The sequence below is a fragment of the Rhizobium sp. LCM 4573 genome (assembly GCF_001854865.1).
GTDB lineage: Bacteria > Pseudomonadota > Alphaproteobacteria > Rhizobiales > Rhizobiaceae > Neorhizobium.
Genome location: NZ_MDDW01000028.1, coordinates 68,917 through 86,818, shown reverse-complemented (window position 1 = coordinate 86,818; position 17,902 = coordinate 68,917). Strand labels below are relative to the sequence as shown.

Here is a 17,902-nt window from a genome sequence, read left to right as displayed (position 1 = left end):
TTGAAAGTCAGGCCTTCTTCACCCAGCGCCCGTCTTCCGATTGCTGCCAATAGGTGAGCGCATGCCCCTCGCCTTTCAGCCTCTTCCATTGAGCACGGGCATTTTCGAGCTGCACGGGATCGTATCCATCGAACATGAACACGACGCGCTCATAGTCCGAGACCGGCGGCGGCTCGGCGCCATCGACCAGAAAACGAACCTTGGCCCCGTTGGGATTGTCGGAACCAGCGGTAAGAAGGATCGGCTGGGCTTCGGCCATCACTCCGGCATCGGAACCATGCGGCAGGAAACTGTCCTCCCGATAGGTCCACAGATGGGCATCGAGGAAATCCCGCCTGGGCGGTTCACTCGTCTGGACGACGACGCGCCAGCCTCGCTCGACACTCTTTTCGAGCAGGGCCGGCAGCGCGTCTTCGAGCTTGGACTCGGTCAGATGATAGAAGAGAACCTCAGTCATCAGCTCTCGTAGTTCGCGCGCACCAGTTCGTCCAGCAGGCGCACGCCGAATCCGGAGCCCCAGGACTGGTTGATCTCGTTGGCCGGAGAGTTCATCGCCGTGCCGGCGATATCCAGATGCGCCCAGGGCGTCTCGCCGACGAAGCGCTTGAGGAATTGCGCGGCGGTGATCGAGCCGCCGTTACGCCCGCCCGTATTCTTCATATCGGCGAACTTGGAATCGATGAGCTTGTCGTAATCCTTGCCGAGCGGCATGCGCCACAGACGCTCTCCGCTCGCTTCGCCTGCGGCGGACAGCCGGCCGGCCAGTTCGTCGTTATTGGAGAAGAGGCCGGCATGCAGGTTGCCGAGCGCCACCATGATGGCCCCGGTCAGCGTCGCCAGGTCGATCATGATACGTGGCTTGAAGCGGGTGTTGCAGTACCAGAGCGCATCGGCAAGGACGAGCCGCCCTTCCGCATCGGTATTGATGATCTCGATCGTCTGCCCAGACATGGAGGTGACGATATCGCCGGGACGCTGCGCATTGCCGTCCGGCATGTTTTCCACAAGGCCGAGAATGCCGACGGCATTGACCTTCGCCTTGCGAGTGGCGAGCGTGTGAATGAGGCCGATCACGGCGGCCGCACCACCCATATCACCCTTCATCTCTTCCATGCTGGCCGCCGGCTTGATGGAGATGCCGCCCGTATCGAAGACCACGCCCTTACCGACGAAGGCGATCGGCGCGTCCTTCTCCTTGCCGCCCTTCCATTGCATGACCGCGAGCCTCGGCGGCCGGGCCGAACCCTGGGCCACGCCGAGCAGCGCGCCCATGCCGAGCTTTTTCATTTCCTTCTCGGTGAGGATCTCCACCTCGACGCCGAGCTTTTCCAGATCCTTTGCCTTATCCGCGAATTCGACGGGACCGAGCGCGTTCGGTGGAAGGTTCACGAGGTCGCGCGCAAGCACGACCCCGCCGGCAACCGCATCGGCGGCCGCAAACGCCTTTTTCGCGGCGGCGTGGCTGGCGGTGACGATCGTGACCTTGACCGATTTCGGGTCCTTCTCCGCATCGTCACCCTTTTTGGTCTTGTAGCGGTCGAAGCTATAGCCCCTGAGCAGTATCCCAAGCGCGAGGTTCGCGGCCTGCTCTCCCCCGACATCGATTCCCGGCGCGTCCACGAAAACCGTTACCTTTGGTACCGATTTGATCGCCGCGGCGACGGTGCCGCCCGCCCTCAGCCAATCATGGCCAGTCAAAGATTCCGCCTTCCCAAGCCCGATCACCACGATCCTGTCGGCGGGCGATCCCTGCGGCGCGAGAATGTCTAGCGAAGTCATCGCCTTGGCCGAGAATTTCGCGATCTCGGCTGCCTTCGCGATCACGCCGGCGGGGTCAGCGTCCGCCGCTCCGGCGGGCAGGTTCTGGCCTGAAAGCTTGAGGAGGATGGCGAGGCCGGCATCGATGCGAGCCGAATTCGCGAAGGATATGTCATATTTCAYGGGCATGCGTCTCCAGGAGGACTTGCAAGATGGAACTTGCGATCATGGCGGTTTCCGGCCGGAAGGCAAGCGCCGACGCATCCTTCCGCATCGCTGCGAAATGACACAGACATCCAAAAAAGAATTCCAAAAACAATTTTGTGAGGCGGGGAGTGTCGCCAACCCGCAGCTTATCGCTTAGATAAGCGCGACCTGCCGATACGGGCAGATTGGACGATGTCACTTTGGCCGTAATGAAGCTGCTCGAACTCTACATATTGCGTCGGATATTCCAGATGTTCCTGGTAGCGCTGCTTCCGGTGCTCACCATCATTTGGACGATTCAGGTGCTCGGGCGCATCAATCTTGTGACCGATACCGGCCAGTCCATGGGCTCGTTCATTCAGCTCGCCACCTTCATCCTGCCGACGATCATTCCCGTCGTGCTGCCGTTTGCGCTGGTGATCGGTATCACCCAGACGCTCACGGCGATGAACAATGATTCGGAGCTGCCGGTCATCGATGCTGCAGGCGCCTCGCGCGGCATCATCTATCGCCCGGTTCTTGTGCTCGCCTTCGTGCTGAGCGTCTTCTCCTTCCTGGTCGCCAATTTCGTGGAACCCCCGTCGCGGGTTGCCGCCCGCCAGATGGTCGCGGCCGCCTATGCCGACCTCTTCTCCTCCGTCATCGAGGAAAAGACCTTTCGCAGCATCGAGGAGGGTCTTTACGTCGAGATATCGGAGCGCCATTCGGGCCGGGTCCTGAAGGGGCTCTTCGTCGTCGATTACCGCGATCCTAACTTCGACCTCATCTATTACGCGCGCGAGGGACTGATCGACGAAGGCGGCGCTTCGCTGACGATGCGCGATGGAGAGGTGCACCGCAAGACGCCTGACGGCCGCGTCTCCATCATCAAATTCGCCTCCTATGCATTCGATCTGTCGGCCATGTCGCAGTCGAGCGGCGAGATGACCTTCAATGCCGGAGATCGCTCGCTCGCCTTCCTCTGGAACCCGGACCAGTCGGACCCCAATGTCCAGAGATCGCCGGGCAATTACCGCTCGGAACTGCATGCCCGCCTGACGGAATGGACCTTCCCCTTCGTCTTCGCGCTGATCGCGCTGGCGGTGGCGGGTGATTCCCGCTCTCACCGGGAGCGGCGGCTTCATCCGATGGTGACCGCTCTCATCCTGGCCTTCGCGCTTCGCTGGATCGGCTTCTCCGCGAAGAACGCGGTGCGCCAGGACGAAATCTACATTCCGCTGATGTATCTCATCCCGATCGTGAGCGGGCTTGGCTTTACCTATCTTCTGGCGACCCACCGCCGAATCGTGCTGCCGAAGCCGGTTTCACGCGTGGTGAACAATCTGGTCCGCAAGGCGCAAAGCCGCTTCGAATCCTCCGGCCCAGCGAGCGGAGGGGCGGCATGACCTTTCCGTTCAATACGCTCGGCCGCTATTTCTTTCGCCGCTACATCATCACCGCCGTCTGGTTCTTCCTCGGTGTGGCGGCCATCATCTTCCTTGCGGATTTCAGCGAGACCAGCAGGCGCATGGGGAGCCTTCCAGGCTATACCGTTCCCGGCGCGCTCGGCCTGACGGCCATGCGGCTGCCGCTGATTCTGCAGCAGACGATCCCGACGCTCACCCTGTTCATCGGCATGACGGTTCTGATCGCGCTGAACCGGCGCTACGAACTCGTCGTCACGCGCGCCGCCGGAATATCCGTCTGGCAGTTCATCACCCCCTTCGTGGCGGGCGCCTTCCTGATCGGCCTATTCTCGATATTCGTCCTCAGCCCGCTGTCGGCCTGGGGCGAGCGCGAATCGCTGTCGCTGGAAGCCAATTGGCGGGAAAGCGGAGGAAAATCGCGCACATCGAACTTCCTTCCGTGGATTCGCCAGATCGATGGCGACCAGGACACGATCATCGGCGCGAAGAGCTATCTCGGCAACGGAACAGAGCTCATCGACGTCGTCCTCTTCCAGTTCGACAAGGACGGCCGTGTGACCTTGCGGCAGGATGCCAGGTCCGCAAAGTTGGAAAATGGTTACTGGCAGCTTAACGACGTGTTGGAAAACAGGCCGGGCGAAATCCCGACACGTCGCGAGAGCGCACAGGTCCGCACCAACTTGAAACAGGAGTTTCTGYAGGAAACCCTGTCGCGTCCCGAAGCCGTTGCATTTTTTGATCTTTCGAGAAAAATCGAGGCGGGCCGCTCCTTCGGCATTTCAACCAAGCCGCTAGAGACGCAATTCCACTCTCTGCTTTCGATGCCGCTTCTGCTCGTGGCCATGACCCTCATCGCGGCCACAGTATCGTTAAAATTCAGCCGGTTCGCCCAATCGCGTTCAGTGATTCTGGGTGGAATCCTTTCCGGCTTCGTGCTTTATGTCGTAACCGTGCTCGTAAGAGCATTCGGAAGCAGCGGGGCGATTCCTCCTTTCGTGGCGGTCTGGATTCCAGTCATCGTCGYGACAGCGTTGGGAGCTACGATTCTGCTTCATCAGGAGGATGGCTAGTGGCGGTAAACGACCGCGGGAATATCAGACGGCTTACCGCTGCGCTGCTCACAGGCGTGGCTGCGTTCGCGTTCACCCTCACGACGACCGCCGAAGCTCAGGAGCAGGCACTGGCGCCTCAGGTTTCCAGCGATGCCAAGCTGCTGCTGCGGGCGAACGAACTCGTCTATAATCAAGACGCCCAGCGCGTGACCGCGGCGGGCGGCGTGCAGATCCATTACGGCGGCTACCGGATGGTCGCCCAGCAGGTGGAATACAATCAGCAGACGGGCCGCGTCATGGCTCGCGGCAATATCGAACTCGTCGCTCCCGACGGGAACCGCATCTATGCCGATGAGCTGGATGTCACGGACGACTTCGGCCAGGGCTTCCTGAACGCACTGCGCGTGGAAACCACCGACAACACACGACTTATCGCCGAAAGTGCCGAGCGTCAGCCCGGCGATCTCATGGTGCTCAACAACGGCGTCTATACTGCCTGCCTTCCCTGCGCCCAAAAGCCGGGCAAGGCTCCGCTATGGCAGGTGAAGGCGCAGCGCGTCGTGCAGAACGGCCAGACCCATACCGTGCGCCTGGAAAAAGCGCAGTTCGAGCTGTTCGGAATGCCGATCGGCTACCTGCCCTTCATCGAGGTTCCCGATCACACTGTCGAGCGGAAGTCCGGCTTTCTCTTTCCGCGCATGAGCATGGGCGACAACCTGGGCTTCGGCCTGACCGTGCCCTATTACCATGTGTTTTCTCCGCACATGGACGCCACGATCAGCCCCACCTTCTACACCGGGCAGGGGCTGCTGATGGAAGCCGAAGTCCGCAACCGCTTCGAAACCGGCGAGCACACCTTCCGCTTCGCCGGCATCAACCAGCGCGACCCGGGCGCCTTCAACGCCGGAACCGCCGATGCCAACGCCGATACGCGTCTGATGGCCGCATCCAAGGCGCATTTCCAGATCAACCCGCGCTGGAGCTTCGGCTGGAACGTGAYGATCCAGAACGACAACAACTTCTCGCGGACCTACGACCTGCAGGGCTATGACGACAGCACCTTCAGGAACGAGATCTACCTGACCGGGCTCGGCGAGCGGAACTATTTCGACCTGCGCAGCTATTATTTCGACGTACAGGATGACGCTGACGACGAGCGCCTCGAAAGACAGCAGGCGATCGTCTACCCGTCGCTCGATTACCACTACATCGCTCCAGAACCGGTGGCCGGTGGGGAACTCTCGTTCACCACGAACTTCACCAATCTCTCCCGGCGCGAGGATGACTTCTATAGCGAGGGCCTATCCGATCGCTTCCGCGGGCTGGAAGGCAGCTATACGCGCCTGACGGCGGAAGCGGAGTGGAAGCGCACCTTCACCACGCCGCAGGGCCTGCTTCTTACCCCCCTGCTCGCCGCGCGCGGCGACCTAGCGCGCAACACGTCGTCCTCGGCGGGCTCTTATGCCGGCGACCTCGAAGACGGCGCATCCAGCCGCTACATGGTGACCGCGGGTCTGGAGGCACGCTACCCCGTGCTGCTGACCGCGGAAGGCAGCAGCCATGTCATCGAGCCGATCGCCCAGATATTCGTGCGCCCGGACGAGCCGCTCGCAGGCGGCCTGCCGAACGAGGACGCCCAGAGCTTCGTGTTCGATGCGACCAACCTGTTCGACCGCGACAAGTTCTCGGGCTTCGACCGGATCGAAGGCGGCACGCGCGCCAATGTGGGGCTGCGCTACAACGGCTCCTTCGACAACGGCGTCGGACTTCGCAGCATCATCGGCCAGAGCTTCCATCTCGCCGGCCAGAATTCCTTCGCCACGGACGACCTCGTCAATGTCGGCGCGAATTCGGGCCTCGAGACGGACAGCTCCGACTACGTGGCCTATGCCGCGATCGATCTGCCGCAGGGCTTCACGATTTCCGCCAGCGGCCGCTTCGACGAGAGGAATTTCGACCTTGAGCGCGCCGACACCGCGGTCTCCTATTCGACGCCGCGCTTCAGCGGAGAGCTGATCTATACCCAGATCGCCGCGCAGCCCGAATACGGCTCGTCGGACGACACCGAGCTCCTGAGATCCAGGACCTCCTTCCGGATCAACGAAAACTGGTCGGTCATGGGCGCAGCCACCTGGGATCTGGTGGAAGAAAAGGTGGTGCGTCGCGGTATCGGCTTCAGCTATCTCGACGAGTGCACGATCTTCTCGATCGCCTATGAAGACAAGCCGGCCAGCACCCAGGCCAATGACTGGTCGATCAGTGCGCGTCTGAGCTTCCGCACGCTCGGAGATGTCAATATCGGCTCCAGCGACCTCAACTAATGGTCGCGGGGCCGGCCTCCCGTCATTGTTTCGCCGCAAGAATTGTGCAAGCGGACCAAGAATAGTAAGAGGTTTCGAGCCCTGTCCGGTAAAGGCAGATCGGGGCGGGAAAAGGGAACTGTATCATGTTTGCAATGACCGCGACGCGCAAATTGGCCTTCGCACTGGCGATACTTGCCGCTTCGGTGGCAATCGAGCCGGTCTCTTCTACGGCCCAGGCGGCAAGCGAGATCGTCGCCGTCGTCAACAAGACGCCGATCACGAGCAGCGACGTCGCCAAGCGTGCCGCCTTCCTGCGCCTGCAGCGCCAGAAGGCCGATACCAAGACGGCCCGCGAGCAGCTCATCGAAGAGACCATGAAGCGACAGGAGATTGCGCGCGTCAGGATGTCGGTCAGCACCGAGGATGTCGACAAGGCCTTCGCCCGCTTTGCCGCCAGCAACAAGATGACGCCGCAGCAGCTTACCCAGATTCTCGGCCAGGCCGGCGTCGGCGCCGACCACTTCAAGGCCTATATCGCCGTGCAGATGAGCTGGCCGCGCCTTGTGAACGCCCGTTACGGCGGCAACCGCGGGCGCATGTCTTCCCAGGAACTCGTCACGCGGATGATGGAAAACAAGCAGAAGCCGGTGACGACGGAATATTTCCTGCAGCAGATCATCTTCGTCGTGCCGGAATCCAAGCGCAACGCCATCATCAACAAGCGCAAGGCGGAAGCCGAGGCATCGCGCTCGAAGTTCCCAGGCTGCGAGCAGTCGAAGCAGTTCGCCGCCACCATGCGTGACGTATCGGTCCGCAACCTCGGCCGGGTGATGGCGCCGGAGCTTCCGGAAGACTGGAAACCGCTGATCGAGAAGGCATCGGGCAATACGACCGGCACTCGCATCACCGAGCGCGGCGTCGAGTTCCTCGCGATCTGCAACCAGCGCCAGGTCTCCGACGACCTTGCCGCCGAAATGGTCTTCCGCGCCGAGGATATCGGCAAGCAGGAACGCGGCGAAGGCAATGCCAACGAGAAGAAGTATCTCGACGATCTGCGCAGCAAGGCGCAAATCGATATCCGCTGACCGTTCGGAACCGACATGCCATCCACAGATCGTCCGCTTGCGCTGACCCAGGGCGATCCCGCCGGCATCGGCCCCGACATCACGCTCGCAGCCTGGGCATCAAGGCAACGTAGCGGCCTGCCGCCCTTCCTCTATATCGGCGATCCGGCCGTACTTGCCGCACGCGCCAAACTGCTTGGGCTCGACATCCCCATCCGTGAAGCCGATCCGCAATCGGCCCCATCCGTTTTCTCCGCTGCGCTTCCGGTGCTTCCCGTTTCCGCCGGTGCGGATGTGACGCCGGGCGAGCCGCATGCCGCGACCGCCAAGGGCACGATCAGCGCGATCGAAACCGCCGTCGCCCTCAGTCTCGACGGCACCGTCGGAGGTACGGTGACCAATCCGATCGCCAAGTCCGTCCTCTACCAGGCCGGCTTCGGCTTTCCGGGGCACACGGAATTTCTGGCGGATCTCGCCGAACGCGCGACGAGCACCAGGGTGCGGCCAGTCATGATGCTGGCCGGACCGAAGCTGCGCGCCATCCCGGTGACGATCCACATTCCCTTGAAGGACGTGTCGGGCGCCCTGACGGAAGACCTCATTGTGGAGACCTGCCGGATTACCCATCGCGATCTCAAGAGCCGTTTCGGCATGGATAAGTCGCGTCTCGCGATTGCCGGTCTCAACCCCCACGCGGGGGAAGAAGGAGCGCTCGGCCGCGAGGACCGGGAGATCATCCATCCCGCCATTTCCAGATTGYGCGCCGAGGGTATTGACGCCTTCGGACCGCTTCCGGCCGACACGATGTTCCATGACGAGGCCCGCGCGCGCTACGACGTGGCGATCTGCATGTATCACGATCAGGCGCTGATCCCAGCCAAGGCGCTCGGCTTCGACACGTCCGTCAACGTGACGCTCGGCCTGCCTCTCATCCGCACCTCCCCCGATCACGGAACCGCTTTCGGCATAGCCGGCCGGGGTCTTGCGCGCGAAACGAGCCTGGTCGAGGCGATCAAGCTTGCCGGCGCGCTCACTTCGAAAGTATCCGCGTGATGGCGACGCTGGACGGACTGCCGCCGCTGCGCGACGTGATCCAGCGCCACGGGCTCGACGCCCGCAAGGCGCTCGGCCAGAACTTTCTCCTGGACCTCAACCTCACTCAGAAGATCGCCCGCAGCGCCGGGCCGCTGGAAGGCGTCACCGTCTTTGAGGTCGGGCCCGGGCCAGGCGGGCTTACGCGCGCCATCCTTTCGCTCGGCGCAAAGAAGATGATCGCGATCGAGAGGGACAGCCGTTGCCTTCCCGCGCTCGCGGAAATCGCCGAACACTATCCGGGAAGGCTGGAGGTGATCGAAGGCGATGCGCTCAAGACGGATTTCGCGGCGCTTGCGCCGGAAGGGCCAGTGAAGATCATCGCCAACCTGCCCTATAATGTCGGCACGCAGCTTCTGGTCAACTGGCTGCTGCCGGACCGCTGGCCGCCTTTCTGGGAAAGCCTCACGCTGATGTTCCAGAAGGAGGTCGGCCTGCGCATCGTCGCATCCGAGGATGACGACCATTACGGCCGCCTCGGCGTGCTGGCTGGCTGGCGCACCGAGGCGCGGATGGTTTTCGACGTTYCCCCGCAGGCTTTCACGCCGCCGCCGAAAGTGGTATCGACGGTCGTGAACCTCGTGCCGCGGCAGGCACCCCTGCCCTGCGACGCCGCGAAGCTGGAGCGCGTCACGCACGCTGCCTTCGGACAGCGCCGCAAGATGCTGCGCCAGAGCCTGAAGCCCCTCGGCGGCGAGGCGCTCTTGAGCAGGGCGGACATCGATCCGCAGAGGCGGGCGGAAACACTTTCAGTCGAGGAATTCGTGCGGCTCGCAAACCTGCTCACGAATTAGCCGCAATGCGGAATGAACCATAGGACGTTCCCACATCCACGGATCGTTCCATGTCCATTCCGGCTCCCATTTCCGCTCCCATTCCAACACCCAGGCCCTTCAATCAGAAGAAGCGCATCATCCTGCTCTGGCTCCTCGCCATCGGCTTCGGAGCGCTCATCATGCTCACCCAGCCGCGCATTCCGGAGGGCAGCTATTGGCACGAAATCATCGAATCCTGCGGACTTGCCCTGGTGCTCGTCGCCGTGCTCGGCCGGCTGTGGAGCATTCTCTATATCGGCTCGAAGAAGAACAGCGAGCTGGTGACACTCGGTCCCTATTCGATGACGCGCAACCCGCTCTACTTCTTTTCGATCACCGGGCTTGCCGGCATCGGCCTCATGTTCGGATCGCTGGTTGCGACACTCGGCCTGCTCGTCGTCGCCTCGCTGGTCTTCCGGTACACGGCCCGGCGCGAAGCGGCTTTCCTGCACGCGAAGTTCGGCAATTCCTATGAGGATTACGCGCGCCAGACGCCGCTCATCTTTCCCCGCAGGGAACTCTATGCGAGTTCGGCCGAGGTCACATTCTCGGTGAAGGCACTCGTCACGACCTTCCGCGACTGCCTGCCGTTTCTGGCGCTCTATCCGTTGATCGAGCTGGTGGAATATCTGCACGGCACCGGCGCGCTGCACGCGCTCATACTGCTACCCTGAAGCCAGGCGCCGGCTGAAGGTCATCAGGTCGGCGTGGCCTGAATCCGGTTTGCGTTCGGCCGGCGCAGGTTGAACAGATTGCCGGCCAGGATCAGCACCGCGCCGACCGCCGTAAGACTGTCGATGGCCTCCGCATAGAGCAGATAGCCCAGCAGGGCCGACAACGGCACGCGCAGATAATCCATCGGCATGACCACCGATGCTTCTGCATGGGATAGCGCTTTGGCCATGCAATAATGCGCAAACGTGCCTGAAAACGCGATAACGAATATCCACGGCCAAATCGCCGCCGAGGGCCAGACCCACACTTTCCACGCCGGGATCAGCCCTATGACCGACTGGATGATGAGCATCCAGAATATGATTTTGGTCGCGCTGTCGGAGCGCGTCAGGGCTTTCGTGGTGATGAAGGATATCGCGAAGACGAAAGCGGCGCCGAGCACGATGAGGTGACCGGGATTGAGGGGTGCCGTCCCCGGCCGGACGATCAGCACGACGCCGACAAGGCCGAAAAGAATCGAAACACCCTTGCGCCATGTCAGCCGCTCGCCGAGGAACATGGCCGCCATGATCGCCGCCCAGATGGGTGCGGTAAACTCGATCGCGATGACCTGCGCCATGGGAATGAGCGTCAGCCCCATCAGCCAGGCGAACTGCCCGACATAGTGGGCGACGTTGCGGCCTATATGGGCCGGCAGAATGCCCGTTCTCATCGCCCTGAAGCCGCCCTCGCGGTAGACGAGCGGCAGCAGCATGAAGAAGGCGATCACGGAGCGCATTTCCATGACCTGGAAGACGTCAACCTCCCGCGTTATGGCCCGCCCGGAAACGGCCATGAGCAGCAGGAGCGCGATGGACGTGAACATCCATGCCGCCGCTTTCCAGGTTGACGGGCTATTTTCCACGCATGCTTCCTTCAAGATTTGCGTTCTGGCGCCGAGCGCCACGCCTGCGGCGTTCATCCGCCTCTGTCACCGACGGCGAGGGAGCCTTCGGATCAAAGCTTCGGCTCTTCCGTCAGCAGTTCTTCGACGAAATCGAACAAACCGTGACGGCGGTCGCGGCGGACGCGTTCTGCGTTGACGATGCAGTGAACGTTCCGGAAAGCTTCATCGAGATCGTCGTTGACGATGACATAGTCGTATTCGCGCCATCTCTCAATTTCGGCACGAGAGTTGAGAAGCCGCGTGCGGATGACCTCCTCGGAATCTTCCGCGCGGCGATGCAGCCGGGATTGCAGCTCGGTCATAGTCGGCGGCAGCACGAAGATCGAGACGACATCCGCCTTCATCTTTTCCTGGAGCTGCAACGCGCCCTGCCAGTCGATGTCGAAGAGCATGTCGCGACCTTCGGCCATTGCCGCTTCCACGGGCTCTCTCGGGGTGCCGTAGAAATTGCCGTGCACTTCCGCCCATTCAAGCAAATCGCCGCTGTCGCGCATGCGCTCGAACTGCGAAACGGAAATGAAATGGTAATGCGTGCCCGCGATCTCGCTAGGGCGCCGCTGGCGGGTCGTCACGCTGACGGAGATTTCGAGACTGCGGTCCTTCTCCAGCAGATTGCGCGCGATCGTCGACTTGCCCGCGCCGGAGGGCGAGGAAAGCACCAGCATCAGCCCACGCCGGGCAATCTTCACGGGCGAGGACGGCTTGCCCTGAGGCGTTTGGGCCGGGCTCATGGTTCACTCCAAATTCTGGACCTGTTCGCGGAACTGGTCGATGACGACTTTCAACTCGATGCCGGCGGCACTCACCGCAGCCGAATTGGACTTCGAACAGATCGTATTCGTTTCCCGGTTAAATTCCTGTGCAAGGAAATCGAGACGGCGGCCGATCGGTCCGCCCTTCTCCAGAAGCTCGCCTGCGGCCGCGATATGGGCCTTCAAACGATCGATCTCCTCGCGCACATCCGCCTTGGTGGCGAGCAATGCGGCCTCGGCATGCAGCCGGTCGCGCTCGAGCGTGGGCGAATCCTGGAGCAGCGCCGCCATCTGAAGCGAAAGGCGCCTGGTTATCTCCTCGGGAGAGCGCATGGGATCGGCCTCCACCACCGCCGTAAGCTCACCGATACGGGAAATATGGCCGGTCAGCACTTCCGAAAGAGATGCCCCTTCCCGCTCGCGCATCTGCTGCAGCGATACGATCGCCTCCTCCAGACAGGCAAGAATGGCGGTATCGCGAGCGGTTGTTGCTTCCTCGTCATCCTCCGGTTCGCGGATATCCACGAGCCCCTTGATCGCGAGCAGCGTATCCAGCCGCAACGGCGACTGATCGACCAGTTCGCCAAGCTCCTCGCGCAGCGCCAGCACCGCGGCCAGAGCATCGCGGTTGAGAACGGCCTCCACCCTGGTCTCCGCCATCGCGACGTTCAGCGAGGCCTGGATATTGCCACGGGAAAACCGCTCCGAGACCAGACGGCGGATATCCGGCTCCAGCCGCTCCAAGCCTGACGGCAGGCGAAGACGCAGGTCCAACCCCTTGCCGTTGACGGAGCGCAGTTCCCAGGCGAGGCGATAGCGCCCGCTCGTTCCCTCGCTGCGGGCGAAACCCGTCATGGACTGCAATGTCATCTACGTCTCCGGATCGTAATCGGCAGCGCCGTGGTCAGTTGCCGGCGGCCGGCTTCTCGGCCTCGGCACCATCGGGCTGGCCATCCACGACCTCGGTATCCGCCGGGCTCGTGGCACGCTCCGCCTCGATCCGGCGCCAGCGCCGGACATTGGCGTTATGCTCGTCGAGCGTGGCGGCGAAGACATGGCCGCCCGTGCCGTCAGCCACGAAATAGAGGTCGTTGGTCTTCCAGGGATTGGCGACCGCCTCCAGGGCCGCGCGGCCGGGATTGGCGATCGCGGTCGGCGGCAGCCCCTTGATGAGATAGGTGTTGTACGGCGTTTCCTTGCGCAGGTCCGACCGGTAGATCGGCCGGTCGGACGGCTTTCCGTCGCCGCCGAAAATGCCGTAGACGATGGTCGGGTCGGATTGCAGGCGCATGCCCTTCTTCAGGCGATTGATGAAGACGGAGGCGACACGGGCGCGCTCGTCGTCCTTGCCGGTCTCCTTCTCGACGATCGACGCGAGCGTTACGAACTCCTCCTTCGTCTTGATCGGAAGGTCCGGATCGCGGCGTTCCCAGATTTCATCGATCAGCTTCTGCTGGGAAACACGCATCTGCTGAATGATATCCGCCCGTTTGGTGCCGCGCGAGAACTTGTAGGTATCGGGGCGCAGGAAACCTTCGTCCGGCAACTCTGCGGGCAGATCGCCCTCCAGCACCGTATCCTCGTTGAGGCGAAGCATCATCTGGCGCACCGTGAGGCCTTCCGGCAGCACGACGGAGTAGAGAATGGACTTGCCGGATTCCAGCAATTCCATGATGTCCTTCATGGAGGCCCCGGCCTTTACCTCGTATTCGCCGGCCTTCAGCGTCTGCCCGTCGCGCAGATAGGTCGCCGAGACATAGCGGAAGATGCGGGCGTCGGAGACGATGCCGTTGCGCTCGAGATTGTTGGCGATTTCCGCGAGGCCAGCACCGGCGCGGACGGTGAAATGCGTGTTCGCCTCCAGCGGACCCGGCTCCTGGAAGGACGAGATTACGTAGTAGAAGCCGGCGACGGCCGCGACACAGACCAGCACCACCATCGTCATGACGAAATTCAGGAAGATGACGAACTGGCTGCGCGCCTTGCGCGAACGCTTGGGCGGCGCGGGCACCCGCTCCGGTTTCAGGGCCTCGCTTGGCGATTTCGGTATGATCGGACCTCTGTCGCTGCCGGAAGGCACATCGCTCATTTGGTTCGTGTCGCTCACCCGCACCCCCACCAATTATCGGAACAGCAAGACTCAGTCATTTAGTCCCGCTGTTTGACCAAGCAATACGGCAAAAACAGGTACGAAGGATGACAGCGGCGGGGGCTGCGGCCCCGACCGGCATCAGGCTTCGTAACGACGCAGCACGAGGGACGCGTTGGTGCCCCCGAAACCGAAAGAGTTCGAAAGCGCCACGTTGATCTCACGCTTGCGCGCCTTGTGCGGCACGAGATCGATGGCTGTCTCCACATCCGGATTGTCGAGGTTCAGCGTCGGCGGCGCGACGTTGTCGCGGATCGCGAGCGCCGAGAAGATCGCCTCGACGGCACCGGCGGCGCCGAGAAGATGGMCGATGGCCGATTTAGTGGAAGACATGGAAATCTTCGAGGCGGCATTGCCGACCAGACGCTCGACCGCGCCGAGCTCGATCGTGTCGGCCATGGTGGAGGTACCATGGGCGTTGATATAGTCGATATCGGCGGGCGACAGGCCGGCGCGCTTCAACGCCATCGACATGCAGCGATAGGCACCCTCGCCATCTTCCGACGGCGCGGTGATGTGGAAGGCGTCGCCGGAGAGGCCGTAGCCCACCACTTCCGCGTAAATCTTGGCGCCGCGCGCCTTGGCATGCTCGAGTTCTTCCAGCACGACGATGCCGGCGCCCTCGCCCATGACGAAACCGTCGCGGTCGCGGTCATAGGGCCGCGAAGCCTTCTGCGGATCGTCGTTGTGCTGCGTCGAAAGCGCCTTGCAGGCGGCAAAGCCGGCGAGCGCGATGCGGCAGATCGGCGATTCCGCGCCACCGGCGACCATCACGTCGGCATCGCCGAGCGCAATGAGGCGGGCTGCGTCGCCGATCGCATGAGCGCCGGTCGAGCAGGCCGTGACGACGGCATGATTCGGGCCACGCAGCTTGTGCTTGATGGATACCTGGCCGGAAACGAGATTGATCAGACGGCCGGGGATGAAGAAGGGCGAAATGCGGCGGGGGCCCTTGTCGCGCAGCGTATAGCCGGCCTCGACAATGCCTTCGAGCCCACCTATGCCGGAGCCGATCAGCACGCCGGTCGCGATCTGATCCTCATCGGTTTGCGGATGCCAGCCGGCATCCTCGAGCGCCATGTCGGCGGCGGCCATGCCGTAGACGATGAAGGGATCGACCTTGCGCTGTTCCTTCGGCTCCATCCAGTCGTCGGCATTATAGGTGCCGTCAGAACCGTCGCCGACCGGGATGCGGCAGGCGATCTTGGCGGGCAGGTCCTCGACTTCGAATTCGGTGACCAAACGAGCGCCGTTTTCCCCTGCCAGCAGGCGTGACCACGTCACTTCCGTTCCGCATCCAAGGGGAGATACCATGCCGGTACCGGTGATAACGACTCGTCTCATCGTCGGCGCTACCCGTTCTTCTTCATAGTTCAGTTGCTGAAACGGCCCGAACGAGCGGGCCGTTTTGGGGATCGGCCTTCCGGCTGTCCCGTCAGATTATCGATCGATCAGGCCTGGGCCTTTTCGATGAACTTCACGGCATCGCCGACGGTCAGAATGGAATCGGCCGCATCGTCCGGGATTTCCACGCCGAACTCTTCCTCGAAAGCCATGACCAGTTCGACGGTGTCGAGCGAGTCCGCACCGAGATCGTCGATGAAGCTGGCGCCTTCGACGACTTTGTCGGCATCGACGCCGAGGTGGTCAATTACAATTTTCTTCACGCGTTCTGCGATATCGCTCATGTCGGTTTTCCTCGACCTTTATCTTTCTCGAATGCCTCTGGCATCCGCACCCTGTTAAAACCCGCACCCGCCGCCGCGAAGGATGGCGGTGCCGGCAAACCCGTTCAACCCGCCGCAGGTTCGATCACGCCCCGAGGGCCTCATGATCCCCTGTCCTTGGCGGGGTGACTGTCACAGTCATGGCCCGCTTAACATGCTTTCGATGTTCCGCAAAGCCAGAATTTGTTCCATCGCGCCGCCGCCAACAGGGGATTTAACACCTTGGCGGAAACGGAGGAACCCGTCAGATCATCGCCATGCCGCCGTTGACGTGCAGCGTCTGACCGGTGACGTAGCCGGCTTCCGACGAAGCAAGATAGAGCACTGCCGCGGCAATATCAGCCCCCGCGCCCATGCGCTTCATCGGGATCGCGCCGAGGATCGCCTCTTTCTGCTTGTCGTTGAGCTTGCCCGTCATGGCCGACTCGATGAAGCCAGGAGCCACGCAGTTGACCGTGACGTTGCGGCTGGCGATCTCCTGCGCCAGCGACTTGGAAAAGCCGATCATGCCGGCCTTGGAGGCGCAATAGTTCGCCTGGCCCGGATTGCCGGTGACGCCGACGACGGAGGTGATGTTGATGATGCGGCCGTAGCGGCGGCGCATCATCGGATGGGTAAGCTCGCGCGTCAGGCGGAAAACGGCCGTCAGGTTCACTTCGAGAACGGAATCCCAATCCTCGTCGCTCATGCGGACGAAGAGCCCGTCCTTGGTGATGCCGGCATTGTTCACGAGGATATCGACGCCCCCGAGTTCGGCTTCCGCCTTCTCGCCGAGCGCCTTCACCTCGTCGCGGTCGGAAAGATTGGCGGGGAAGATCTTGACGCGATCGCCGCCGAGTTCGGCGGCCAGCGCTTCCAGCTTCTCAACGCGCGTGCCGTGCAGGCCGACGACAGCGCCCTGAGCGTGGAGCAGGCGGGCGATTTCCTCGCCTAGCCCGCCGGTTGCGCCCGTTACCAGAGCCTTGCGGCCGGTCAAATCAAACATGACGATGTTCCTTTTCTTCAGCCGAGAATGGCGGCGAGCGCCGTGTCGATGTCGGCAGGCGTATTGACGGCAGTGCCGGAGATATTCTTGTCGATACGGCGGGCAAGCCCCGTCAGCACCTTGCCGGCGCCGATTTCATAGAGCGTCGTGACGCCGTTCTGGCCGAACCACTCCACGGTTTCGCGCCAGCGCACCTGGCCCGTCACCTGCGTCACCAGCAGCCTGGCGATTTCATCCGCATCGTAGACGGGGGCGGCACGCACATTGGCGACCACGGGCACGACCGGGTTCTTCTTCTCCACTTTTTCGAGCGCATGCTGCATGGCATCCGCCGCGGGAGCCATGAGTGCGCTGTGGAAGGGAGCCGAGACCGGAAGCATGATCGCGCGCTTGGCGCCCTTTTCACTCGCCAGCGCCGCGGCCTTCTCGACGGCGGCCTTGGAACCGGAGATCACGAGCTGGCCGCCGCCGTTGTCATTGGCGATCTGGCAGACGCCATCTGCCTTGGCTTCCTCGCAAATGGCGGAGACATCGTCATGCTCGAGGCCGATGATGGCGGCCATCGCGCCATGGCCGACGGGCACGGCGCTCTGCATGGCATCACCGCGGATGCGCAGGAGACGCGCGGTATCGGCAAGGGAAAACGCGCCTGCCGCACAGAGCGCGGAATATTCCCCCAGAGAATGGCCGGCGACGAAGGCCACCTTGTCCGCCAGGTTAAGGCCCTTCGCTTCGAGAACCCGCATGGCCGCGACCGAGACGGCCATCAATGCAGGCTGAGCGTTTGCCGTCAGCGTTAGCGTTTCTTCGGGGCCGTTCCAGATGATGTCGGAGAGCTTTTGCCCGAGCGCATCATCGACCTCCTCGAAGACGGYGCGCGCCTCGGGAAAAGCGTCGGCAAGATCCTTGCCCATGCCGACTGTCTGGCTACCCTGACCGGGAAACGTGAATGCGATGCTCATGGGATAATC

General features: G+C 62.4%; 17 protein-coding genes. 7 read left to right on the top strand and 10 right to left on the bottom strand.

All coding sequences use genetic code 11. From position 1 onward, the window contains the following. Positions 1–7: 7 nt before the first annotated feature. Positions 8–457 (bottom strand): DNA polymerase III subunit chi, encoded by a 450-nt coding sequence (locus LCM4573_RS22325; protein WP_071008625.1) that lies wholly within the window; start codon positions 455–457, stop codon positions 8–10. Further along, positions 457–1,947: a leucyl aminopeptidase gene (locus LCM4573_RS22320; protein ID WP_071008624.1), complete on the bottom strand. Its 1,491-nt coding sequence runs from the start codon at positions 1,945–1,947 to the stop codon at positions 457–459. Before LCM4573_RS22320 ends, LCM4573_RS22325 begins: the two co-directional genes overlap by 1 nt. Before the next feature lie 227 nt (positions 1,948–2,174). On the opposite strand from LCM4573_RS22320, the gene lptF reads away from it, so the two are divergent. From lptF to LCM4573_RS22285, 7 genes are all read left to right on the top strand, one after another. Next, positions 2,175–3,350 carry an LPS export ABC transporter permease LptF gene (gene lptF, locus LCM4573_RS22315; protein WP_071008623.1) on the top strand — a complete coding sequence of 392 codons (1,176 nt, stop codon included), beginning with the start codon at positions 2,175–2,177 and terminating at the stop codon, positions 3,348–3,350. Then, the gene (gene lptG / locus LCM4573_RS22310) at positions 3,347–4,441 is read left to right on the top strand and encodes an LPS export ABC transporter permease LptG (RefSeq protein ID WP_071008622.1); all 1,095 of its coding nucleotides are present in this window, start codon (positions 3,347–3,349) and stop codon (positions 4,439–4,441) included. The genes lptF and lptG overlap by 4 nt, the downstream gene beginning before the upstream one ends. Then, positions 4,441–6,744 carry an LPS-assembly protein LptD gene (locus LCM4573_RS22305; RefSeq protein ID WP_071008621.1) on the top strand — a complete coding sequence of 768 codons (2,304 nt, stop codon included), beginning with the start codon at positions 4,441–4,443 and terminating at the stop codon, positions 6,742–6,744. Before lptG ends, LCM4573_RS22305 begins: the two co-directional genes overlap by 1 nt. A 125-nt stretch (positions 6,745–6,869) precedes the next feature. After that, the gene (locus LCM4573_RS22300) at positions 6,870–7,811 is read left to right on the top strand and encodes a peptidylprolyl isomerase (RefSeq protein WP_071008620.1); all 942 of its coding nucleotides are present in this window, start codon (positions 6,870–6,872) and stop codon (positions 7,809–7,811) included. Positions 7,812–7,826: 15 nt separating this feature from the next. After that, on the top strand, positions 7,827–8,843 hold the full coding sequence (pdxA, locus tag LCM4573_RS22295; RefSeq protein ID WP_071008619.1) for a 4-hydroxythreonine-4-phosphate dehydrogenase PdxA: 1,017 nt from the start codon (positions 7,827–7,829) through the stop codon (positions 8,841–8,843). Further along, on the top strand, positions 8,843–9,676 hold the full coding sequence (rsmA, locus tag LCM4573_RS22290) for a 16S rRNA (adenine(1518)-N(6)/adenine(1519)-N(6))-dimethyltransferase RsmA (protein WP_071008618.1): 834 nt from the start codon (positions 8,843–8,845) through the stop codon (positions 9,674–9,676). Before pdxA ends, rsmA begins: the two co-directional genes overlap by 1 nt. Before the next feature lie 50 nt (positions 9,677–9,726). Beyond that, complete coding sequence (locus LCM4573_RS22285) at positions 9,727–10,371, top strand: isoprenylcysteine carboxylmethyltransferase family protein (RefSeq protein WP_071008617.1); 645 nt, start codon at positions 9,727–9,729, stop codon at positions 10,369–10,371. A 23-nt stretch (positions 10,372–10,394) separates the two neighbouring features. On the opposite strand, the gene LCM4573_RS22280 is transcribed toward LCM4573_RS22285, so the two are convergent. The 8 genes from LCM4573_RS22280 to fabD all read right to left on the bottom strand — a co-directional run bounded on the left by LCM4573_RS22280 (position 10,395) and on the right by fabD (position 17,893). Then, positions 10,395–11,237, bottom strand: coding sequence for a DMT family transporter (locus tag LCM4573_RS22280; RefSeq protein ID WP_071009199.1), 843 nt, complete (start codon positions 11,235–11,237; stop codon positions 10,395–10,397). Between the two features lie 131 nt (positions 11,238–11,368). Beyond that, on the bottom strand, positions 11,369–12,049 hold the full coding sequence (gene gmk / locus LCM4573_RS22275; protein ID WP_071008616.1) for a guanylate kinase: 681 nt from the start codon (positions 12,047–12,049) through the stop codon (positions 11,369–11,371). A gap of 3 nt (positions 12,050–12,052) precedes the next feature. Then, entirely contained in the window at positions 12,053–12,940 is an 888-nt protein-coding gene (locus tag LCM4573_RS22270) for a YicC/YloC family endoribonuclease (RefSeq protein WP_071008615.1), read from the bottom strand. A 34-nt stretch (positions 12,941–12,974) separates the two neighbouring features. Then, positions 12,975–14,177 carry an endolytic transglycosylase MltG gene (mltG, locus tag LCM4573_RS22265; RefSeq protein ID WP_071009198.1) on the bottom strand — a complete coding sequence of 401 codons (1,203 nt, stop codon included), beginning with the start codon at positions 14,175–14,177 and terminating at the stop codon, positions 12,975–12,977. 123 nt (positions 14,178–14,300) lie between these two features. Further along, a complete protein-coding gene (fabF, locus tag LCM4573_RS22260) occupies positions 14,301–15,563 on the bottom strand; it encodes a beta-ketoacyl-ACP synthase II (protein ID WP_071008614.1) in 1,263 nt (420 codons plus the stop codon). A 107-nt stretch (positions 15,564–15,670) separates the two neighbouring features. Beyond that, positions 15,671–15,907, bottom strand: coding sequence for an acyl carrier protein (locus LCM4573_RS22255; protein ID WP_003502080.1), 237 nt, complete (start codon positions 15,905–15,907; stop codon positions 15,671–15,673). Positions 15,908–16,190: 283 nt separating this feature from the next. Then, entirely contained in the window at positions 16,191–16,931 is a 741-nt protein-coding gene (gene fabG / locus LCM4573_RS22250) for a 3-oxoacyl-[acyl-carrier-protein] reductase (protein ID WP_071008613.1), read from the bottom strand. A gap of 17 nt (positions 16,932–16,948) precedes the next feature. Next, positions 16,949–17,893, bottom strand: a complete 945-nt coding sequence (gene fabD / locus LCM4573_RS22245; RefSeq protein ID WP_071008612.1) for an ACP S-malonyltransferase — start codon at positions 17,891–17,893, stop codon at positions 16,949–16,951. Between the last annotated feature and the right edge of the window lie 9 nt (positions 17,894–17,902).